The following is an 8919-nucleotide window of genomic DNA, read 5'->3' on the forward strand; positions in this document are numbered from 1 at the left end:
GCCGCCCGTCAGCTCCCGAAACCATCATCTCAATGGATCACAGGCCAATGATGCACTAACAATCAAATTGAACCAGTCAGATGAGGCTGCTCAACAATCAATCATTCATAAGGGAGTAGCAGTTGTTTTAGCCCTCGAAAAGTTTGATGTTAGGTTTGAAACTCTGTCGCTTTGGGCTCACACTGGACGTCGAATGCGATGCAGCATCCGGTGATATGCTGCACCGGTCAACGTCGGGTCGTCGAAGTGGGAGGGAATGGCGGTTCGGAGGATCAGTCATGGAAACACCAAACTTACCCGCCATTCGCGCGCTTCGCCCGGCCTGAAACAAGGGCCGGATCGTAGGACAAAAGCGCCCTCTGAAACCAAAACACATCTGGGCGATCAGGGTTGGACTTGAGCTAGCCAAAATCCACCGGGACTTTGTCGTCTTCAATATGGCAATAGACAACAAGCTCCGAGGCTGCGATCTGGTCCGAATGCAGGTGGTCGATGTAATGGCCTCCGGACAGGTCAAGGAACGAGCCTCCGTTCTGCAGAGTAAGACGCAGAAGCCGGTGCGTTTCGAGATCTTCGAAGGCAGACGTTTGTCAGTCGCGAAGTGGATGGAAAACCCGCTGATGGTTGGTTCGGAATACCTTTGGCCTGGCCGGTTTCATGAACGACTTCATATATCAACGCGCTAATATACGCGGATCGTACGGGATTGGGTCACTTTGAAAGTGCCTTATTACGGGGCTTATAGTTTCCACGCTTCTTTGGTGCGGGTTCGTTGGCATCAACGATAGCAACCAGTTCAGCTATATTCCAGAGGCGATCAGTCAAACCCGCTTCCATTGGAGGTGTCACCTTTAACGTCTGATGCACCTTCACAGAGTTGTAGTACATGAAACGCAGCGCAACGGAGTGCATGCGGTTTTCAACCTTCTTGCTGAAACCACTTGTCAGGCGGGAAAAACGGCGCATGGGCATACGCATGGTCAGGTTTTGACACTCAACATTCGACGTGCTGATCATAGATTTGTCGGTGCGACCTGACCTAGCTCGCCAAGGTGACTTTGCAGAGCGTTGATCAATTGCGTGCGCTGCCGAGCCAACAATTCCCGGGACCGAAGAACCATCGCTGACGCCTAGGTCTCTTCACGCTTCACAGCAACAATGCGCATCGTTGGTCGACTTGCAGCTTCACAGTTCTGCTTCTGCATCGCCCATATCGTTCTTCTGACGTTAGACGAATGGCTTCACGTGGCCGGATTGATCAGCCTGACTTTGTGACCCAAACGACCGATCTCGCGCGCCCGATAATGCGCACTGGTGCAGGCCTCCATTGCAAACACGCTACGCGGGAATTTGGCAAAGTACTCGAGGACCTGGCCCCTGCGCAGTTTCTTCTGAAGAACCGGGTGACCTGTTCTAGCCGCTCCGTGCACCTGGAACACATTCTTCGCCAAATCCAGGCCAATCATGCCAATCTCTTCCAGTGACGCCTCCATTCAGTTTGTTTGCAAACCCACAATGGCACACCGAGGCCAGCGGGGGCGTCTACACCTTCAGAACCGTTCAAGGGTCGTGTTGTGGCCAAGTCGTCGGTCCTGGGTGTGAGGTCAATGAATTTGCGCGACGACATGATCTACGGCCCAATCACATGTCGACGCGGCAACGGTAGGCAATGGACGGCTATACGTCATCAGATGTTTTGAGACAGATGGCGGTTTGACTTTGTTGTGTCATCGCACATCTGGTTTCAAGCAGCACGGATGGTGGCATTCCAGACGTCAAATAGCTCAAAACGTTTAAGAACGATGCGCTCAAATTATGATCTGGATCAAAATGTACCAGCCTCAGAACGATTATGCAGTAAACTCAGAAAAGGAATCATAGATAGCCAGGTCAAAGCGATATGAGTCAACTGACCAGCCGACGCGCGTTTTTGGGCGTCACCGCATTCCGGGAGGACAGTAATCTTGTTCGACCTCCGGGTTCGGTTGTGCCTGGCTTTGCAGATCAATGCAGTAAATGTGGCGACTGTGTCGAGGCTTGCCCCGAAAGTGTGATTGCCATTGGTCAGGATGGGTATCCGGTGTTTCAACCCACCGAGGGTCCCTGCACTTTTTGTGGGAGTTGCGCCCAATCCTGTCCCACGGATGCCCTGGACATAGAACGCCTGCAAGATTGGCCGTGGCGCGCGTCGGTCGACGCTGCGTCCTGCCTGTCTGTCAATGGTGTCAGCTGCCGAGTGTGTCAGGATAATTGCGAACAGAACGCCATCAACTTCAGGCTTCAACTGGGTGGCCGCGCGGATCCATCAATAGACCTCGACGCCTGCACTGGCTGTGGGTCGTGTATGGCGTCTTGCCCGGTCGATGCCGTCACATTGAAACGCAAAACCATATCTCAAACGGAAGCCAGCCAATGAATATCTGCGGATGCCTTTTACATATCGCGCCAGCGCAGGCACTAGTGGCGTCCGAGGCAATGAAAAACACTGTCGGTGTCGAAATTCACGCCGAGGCCGAAGACGGTCGTTTTGTAATTGTTGTCGAAGACACGCCGACACGCCTTGCGTCCGAGATCATCATGGACCTGCACCAGATCCCCGGGGTGATTTCTCTGACGTTGACGTACCACCATTTCGAGGACACTGCGGACAGCCATCCGCATCCCGATGCCCCAAGCCAAACCACCAGCCGGAGGCCCACGCTATGACCATATCAGAAACTCGTCGGACATTCCTCAAGGCCTCAGCGGCCGCAGCTACGGCCTCTGCCGCAGGTATTCCTCTGGCCACTGGTCAGGCCGCTGCGCAGGTGGGCACTCCTGACATTCGCTGGGACAAGGCCGCCTGCCGGTTCTGTGGCACCGGCTGTTCTGTACTGGTCGGCACCAAGGACGGGCGTGTTGTCGCCACTCAGGGTGACCCTGACGCGCCGGTCAATCGCGGGCTGAACTGCATCAAGGGCTATTTCCTGTCAAAGATTATGTATGGCAAGGATCGCCTGACCACCCCATTGCTGCGCAAGACCAACGGCGAATATGACAAGAACGGTGAGTTTGAGCCGGTCAGTTGGGACGAAGCCTTTGACGTCATGGCCACCAAGTGGAAAGAGGCGCTGGCCAAAAAGGGCCCGACCAGTGTCGGCATGTTCGGGTCAGGCCAATGGACGGTTTGGGAAGGCTATGCTGCTTCGAAATTGATGAAAGCCGGGTTCCGGTCCAACAATATCGACCCCAACGCGCGGCACTGTATGGCTTCCGCGGTCGTGGGCTTTATGCGTACCTTCGGAATTGACGAGCCGATGGGTTGCTATGACGATCTGGAACACGCGGATACTTTCGTGCTGTGGGGATCGAACATGGCCGAAATGCACCCGATCCTGTGGTCGCGCCTGACCGACACGCGCCTGACCAAGCCGGGATGCGAAGTGCATGTTCTATCGACATTCGAACATCGCTCGTTCGAGCTTGCCGATAATGGCCTAGTGTTTAACCCGCAGACCGATCTGGCGATCCTGAATTACATCGCCAATTACATCATTCAGAACGGCGCGGTGAACGAAGAGTTTGTCAACAAGCACGTCAACATCACCAAAACCGCCACCGATATCGGTTATGGTCTGCGCGATACAAACGCGCTGCAGCAAGAGGCAGAGAACCCAAACTCGGGCAAGCTCGAGACGATCAGCTTTAAAGAATACGCCGAGGCAGTCGCACCTTATACGCTGGAATACACAGCCGAACTGTCTGGCGTGCCCGCCGATAAACTTGAGAAGCTGGCGCAACAATATGCAGACCCGAACCGCAAAGTGATGAGCTTGTGGACCATGGGTTTCAACCAGCACACCCGCGGATCGTGGGTGAATTCGCTGATGTATAATGTGCACCTTCTGGTTGGTAAGATCTCTGAACCCGGCAACTCGCCTTTCTCGCTGACCGGTCAGCCCTCGGCCTGTGGAACCGCGCGTGAGGTGGGCACGTTCGCCCACCGCCTGCCTGCAGACATGGTGGTGGCAAATGACGAACACCGTCAGATTTGCGAAACCGCCTGGAATATCCCGGCAGGTACTATTCCACCTAAGCCCGGGTTCCATGCGGTCTTGCAGCACCGGAAGCTGAAGGATGGTGAACTGAATGCCTATTGGGTGCAGTGCAACAACAACATGCAGGCGGCACCCAATATCAACGAGGAAGGTTACCCGGGTTATCGCAACCCGGAAAACTTCATCGCAGTTTCTGACCCTTATCCAACGGTCACGGCTGTCTCTGCCGATTTGATCCTGCCCACCGCCATGTGGGTCGAAAAAGAAGGCGCCTATGGCAACGCGGAACGCCGTACTCAGTTCTGGCGCCAGCAGGTGAAAGCGCCAGGAGAAGCAAAATCTGACCTGTGGCAGTTGATGGAGTTTTCGAAGCGCTTCACCGTTGAAGAGGTCTGGGATGAAGAACTGCTGGCCAAGATGCCCGAACACCGCGGCAAGACCATGTATGATGTGCTTTACGCCAACGGATCGGTGGACAAGTACCCCCTAGCCGAAACTGCGGAAGGCTTTGACAACGACGAATCCGAGCATTTTGGGTTCTACGTTCAGAAAGGCCTGTTTGAGGAATATGCCGAATTTGGCCGTGGCCACGCACATGACCTTGCGCCGTTCGAAACCTATCACCAGGCGCGCGGGTTGCGCTGGCCGGTCGTGGACGGGCAAGAAACCCTTTACCGCTTCCGCGAAGGGTACGATCCGTATGTGCCCGAAGGCGCGGATGTTAAATTCTACGGTCACAAGGACGGCAAGGCAAAAATCATCTTTGCCCCCTACGAACCCGCCGCTGAGGAGCCGGACGAAGAATATGATCTGTGGCTGTCGACCGGTCGCGTGCTGGAACATTGGCATTCAGGCTCGATGACACGCAGGGTGCCGGAACTGCACCGGGCCTTCCCGTCGGCAGTTGTCTATATGCATCCACAAGACGCCAAGGATCGCGGCCTGCGCCGCGGGCAGGAAATCGTGTTGTCGACCCGCCGTGGCGAGGTCACCAGTCGGGTTGAGACACGCGGGCGCAACAAGGTGCCGCGCGGTTTGGTCTTTATGCCGTGGTTTGATGAACACCAGTTGACCAACAAGCTGACGCTGGATGCAACCTGTCCGCTGTCGAAGGAAACCGACTACAAGAAATGCGCCTGTAAGGTCGAGCGCGCGTAATCGGCACGGATCGCAAAGGTAATCCCCATGCCCCTCGCCAAGACTCCTCTTTCGCCGAAACGTCGCCGCTTCCTTCAGGATACGGCGCGTGCGGCAGGCGGCTGTGTGGTCGCTGGGTCACTGCTGGCCTGGCTGGCCCGCGACGCCCGTGCATTGTCGGCCGAAGCTTTGCGCCCCCCCGGCGCGCTGCCAGAGCGGGAGTTCTTGTCGGCCTGCATTCGCTGCGGGCTGTGTGTGCGAGACTGCCCCTATGATACCTTGAAACTGGCCGAGCTTGGGTCGGATGCCGGGGCGACGGGCACGCCATATTTTACTGCTCGGGATGTGCCTTGTGAAATGTGCGACGATATTCCTTGTGTTGCCGCCTGCCCGACCGGTGCGCTAGATCCCACGTTGGATAACATTGACGATGCCAAAATGGGCGTCGCGGTTTTGGTCGATCAGGAAAACTGCCTGAACTTCCTGGGATTGCGGTGTGACGTTTGTTACCGTGTCTGCCCGGTGATTGACGAAGCGATCACGCTGGAAACAGCGCATAACGCCCGCTCGGGCCACCATGCGATGTTTATCCCAACCGTACATGCCGACCGCTGCACCGGCTGTGGCATGTGTGAAAAAAGCTGTGTACTGCCAGAAGCCGCAATCAAGGTATTGCCGGCACGTCTTGCGCGGGGCAGCAGCGCGGATCATTACCGCAAAGGTTGGGAAGAAAAAGATGCCAAGGGCGCGCCGGTTGTCGAAGGCATAATCGACCTGCCCGACCGCCTGCCCGGCCCGGGGGTCGACAACCTGATCGCACCGGGTGGTTTTGAACCCGGCTATGATCTTCCAGGGGTGGGACAATGACCACCCGCACACATATGCCCATAGGCCAAGAAGCCGTGGCGGTCAAAGGCTGGGTCGGCGCGCATAAATACCTGATACTGCGCCGTATCAGTCAGCTGTTCTTTCTGGTCCTGTTCCTGTTGGGACCCTGGTTCGGCATCTGGGTCGTAAAAGGTACCTTGGCAGGATCGCAGACCCTGGGTGTACTGCCGCTGACGGACCCATTCATCCTGTTGCAAAGCATCATCGCCGGGCATTGGCCGGCGATGACCGCTTTGATTGGCGGCTTGATCGTCATGGTGGCCTATGCGCTGGTCGGGGGCCGCGTCTATTGCTCGTGGGTCTGTCCGATCAACCCAGTGACCGACGCCGCCAACTGGTTGCACAGGCGGTTGGATTTGCCGAAAGGTTGGCAACCTAAACGGCGCACGCGGTTGTGGATATTGGCCACCGCGCTGATCGTCTCGGGCCTCACCGGCGTGATCGCATGGGAGATTATCAACCCAATCACCATGCTGCATCGCGGACTGATCTTTGGGGCCGGTTTTGTCTGGGCCATGGTCGTTGCGATCTTTGCCTTTGACGTGCTTGTCGCCCGTCACGGCTGGTGCGGCCACATATGCCCGGTCGGTGCGTTTTATGGCCTGATCGGCACCAAAAGCCTGTTGCGGGTCAGCGCGGTTAACCGCTCGGCCTGTGACGATTGCATGGATTGCTACGCCGTCTGCCCCGAAAACCACATCATTTCGCCCGCGCTGAAGGGCAAGCCGGGTGCCACGCCGCTGATCCTGTCAACCGACTGCTCAAACTGCGGTCGCTGTATCGATGTCTGTGCAGTTGATGTCTTCAAATTTACTCACCGGTTCGACGACCAAGTCGCCGCACCTTCCGATCCAGTTCCCGCGCCTGAACCGCGCGTAGCCAGACCTATTTAAGGGAGTGCCGAGATGAACAAGCCAATCCTCACAGGTGTCGTCGCCCTGATCCCCGTTATATTCCTGAGCGGGTTCGTCCTTGCGCAATCTGCGACGGTGCAAACCCTGCGTGGCGCCGAGGTGGATGAACCCATTCCGTTGGACCGGATTCACAAGAACGTGGAAGGACGGATGCAGCGCAACTATCGCCAGCAACCACCGCTTGTCCCCCACTCGATCGAGCAATACCAGATTGACGTGCGCACCAATCAATGCCTGTCCTGCCATGACTGGACCAAAGCCGGGGAACGCAATGCGCCGACCCTGTCGATGACCCATTATCTGGATCGTGACGGCAATGAGTTGGATCACATCGCCGGGACCCGTTATTTCTGCAACCAGTGCCACGTGCCTCAGGCAGATGCGCCTGCGTTGGTCGACAACGTGTTTGAACCCTCGTCCGGCAACTAATCCAACGCATGTCTGAAAGGAGCACCAAGATGGCAGACTCCCCCGAAAACCGCGGTTGGATCCGCCGCCTCTGGAACGCGATCTGGACCCCGGCTGTTATGTTCAGCTCGGGCTTTCTGATCCTCGCCGGGTTTCTGGCCGGTATTCTGTTCTGGGGTGGGTTCCACTGGACATTGGAACTGACCAATACCGAGGAATTCTGTACCTCGTGCCACACGATGGAAACCAATCTGGGCGAATACCGCGAGACGATCCACTATAACAACCACTCCGGTGTCCGCGCGATCTGTTCTGACTGCCACGTGCCACATGAATGGAACCACAAGATCAAGGCCAAGATCATGGCTGTTAAAGATGTCTATCACGAGCTTGCCGGAACCATCAGCACGCCTGAGAAATACGAAGCGCATCGGCTAAGTATGGCTTCGGCGGTCTGGAAAAAGATGAAAGCCTCTGACAGCCGCGAGTGCCGCAACTGCCATAACTTTGACTATATGGATTTCACCATTCAAGAAGCACGCGCTGCATCGGAACATCAGCGGGCAATTGACAACAACATGACCTGCATCGACTGCCACCAAGGCATCGCACACAGCCTGCCGCAGGGTTATCAGGAAGAATACCAGAAAATCACCGATGCGCTGGCTAATAAATCCGCAGGTAACTTGCAACAACAGGTTGCAGACGGCAGCGCAGAAATCCGGTCATACCTGACCACACAGTCGGACTGAAAAGGGGTAAGTTATGCTGGAACTTCTGGGAACAATCGGCGGCAACATCATCGGCCTTCCAGGCATTCTGGGCGTTGCGCTTGGCATGATGACGCGCCGCCTCTGGCTGGGGGCCATGATGGGCGGTTTGATCGGCATTGTTGGGACGCTGCTGTTTGCCCATTGGGACTTTGCCAATGTTGCAACGACCGAACTTTTGATCGCCATTGTTGTGGGTCTGTGTGCCGGGACACTGGGTTCTGCGATCCGTATCAAAGGGGCAACGGTCTAACAGAAAGACCGAAGCGTGCTGGGCAATGGCGGCGTAGTGATTGGTCCTTTACCCGATGCTCTGGGGTAGATAGCGGCTAGGTGCAGAAGGGCTCTGATGGAATGGACATCCCCTGATTTCTCATCTGATAGGTTTTCGAGATGGAAGCCGTCAGAACTATCGAGCAATCCGTGCCGAGGGACCATTGCTCGCGTTGGTGTAGATTTTCAGCTGCAGCCCACGCGCCACTGGAGCATTCGACCACGCCTTGCAATGGACAGGTATTACGACATCTAGCTGCAATAAAATAGATATCATATCAAACCCTTAAAGATAGTGTTTCAGCCAAATTGATTCGGGAAAGTAGGCCTCAATGAGTCCACCGCAGATTGATTCCATATCTTATTGCGCACAATGGCGCCCCTAAGCGCGTAATCCTAGGGTCAGGACCCATTGATTTCCGTTTTGCGGCGTGATTCACGGTTCAAAAACGAGCGGTGGACATGTCTGATCTCTTCTGGCTTACGGATGCG

9 protein-coding genes and 2 pseudogenes are annotated in these 8919 nt (G+C 55.9%); 9 read left to right on the forward strand and 2 right to left on the reverse strand.

Features of this window, described 5'->3' with window-relative positions; translation table 11 throughout:
- Positions 1-437: 437 nt before the first annotated feature.
- On the forward strand, positions 438-686 hold the full coding sequence (locus tag FN806_RS20705; protein ID WP_246097372.1) for a site-specific integrase: 249 nt from the start codon (positions 438-440) through the stop codon (positions 684-686).
- Positions 687-711: 25 nt separating this feature from the next.
- Here FN806_RS20705 and FN806_RS20200 read toward each other — a convergent pair.
- A pseudogene (locus tag FN806_RS20200) lies at positions 712-1047 on the reverse strand (IS1 family transposase); the annotation flags it as partial.
- Positions 1029-1493 (reverse strand): annotated as a pseudogene (locus FN806_RS20710) (IS110 family transposase); the annotation flags it as partial. The pseudogenes FN806_RS20200 and FN806_RS20710, both read right to left, overlap by 19 nt.
- A 407-nt stretch (positions 1494-1900) precedes the next feature.
- On the opposite strand from FN806_RS20710, the gene napF reads away from it, so the two are divergent.
- The 8 genes from napF to FN806_RS20245 are packed head-to-tail and all read left to right on the forward strand — an operon-like array spanning position 1901 to position 8407.
- Positions 1901-2416 carry a ferredoxin-type protein NapF gene (gene napF, locus FN806_RS20210; protein WP_142640407.1) on the forward strand — a complete coding sequence of 172 codons (516 nt, stop codon included), beginning with the start codon at positions 1901-1903 and terminating at the stop codon, positions 2414-2416.
- Positions 2413-2706: a chaperone NapD gene (locus FN806_RS20215; protein WP_142640408.1), complete on the forward strand. Its 294-nt coding sequence runs from the start codon at positions 2413-2415 to the stop codon at positions 2704-2706. Before napF ends, FN806_RS20215 begins: the two co-directional genes overlap by 4 nt.
- Positions 2703-5195, forward strand: a complete 2493-nt coding sequence (gene napA, locus FN806_RS20220) for a nitrate reductase catalytic subunit NapA (protein ID WP_142640409.1) — start codon at positions 2703-2705, stop codon at positions 5193-5195. The genes FN806_RS20215 and napA overlap by 4 nt, the downstream gene beginning before the upstream one ends.
- A 27-nt stretch (positions 5196-5222) precedes the next feature.
- On the forward strand, positions 5223-6041 hold the full coding sequence (napG, locus tag FN806_RS20225; RefSeq protein ID WP_142640410.1) for a ferredoxin-type protein NapG: 819 nt from the start codon (positions 5223-5225) through the stop codon (positions 6039-6041).
- Entirely contained in the window at positions 6038-6955 is a 918-nt protein-coding gene (gene napH / locus FN806_RS20230; RefSeq protein WP_142640411.1) for a quinol dehydrogenase ferredoxin subunit NapH, read from the forward strand. The genes napG and napH overlap by 4 nt, the downstream gene beginning before the upstream one ends.
- Before the next feature lie 12 nt (positions 6956-6967).
- Complete coding sequence (locus FN806_RS20235; protein ID WP_185956760.1) at positions 6968-7405, forward strand: nitrate reductase cytochrome c-type subunit; 438 nt, start codon at positions 6968-6970, stop codon at positions 7403-7405.
- Between the two features lie 29 nt (positions 7406-7434).
- Complete coding sequence (locus tag FN806_RS20240; protein ID WP_185956761.1) at positions 7435-8136, forward strand: NapC/NirT family cytochrome c; 702 nt, start codon at positions 7435-7437, stop codon at positions 8134-8136.
- 13 nt (positions 8137-8149) lie between these two features.
- Complete coding sequence (locus FN806_RS20245) at positions 8150-8407, forward strand: hypothetical protein (protein WP_142640413.1); 258 nt, start codon at positions 8150-8152, stop codon at positions 8405-8407.
- The last annotated feature ends 512 nt before the right edge of the window (positions 8408-8919 follow it).

It is taken from the genome of Ruegeria faecimaris (genome assembly GCF_900182615.1).
Taxonomy (GTDB): Bacteria; Pseudomonadota; Alphaproteobacteria; order Rhodobacterales; family Rhodobacteraceae; genus Ruegeria; species Ruegeria faecimaris.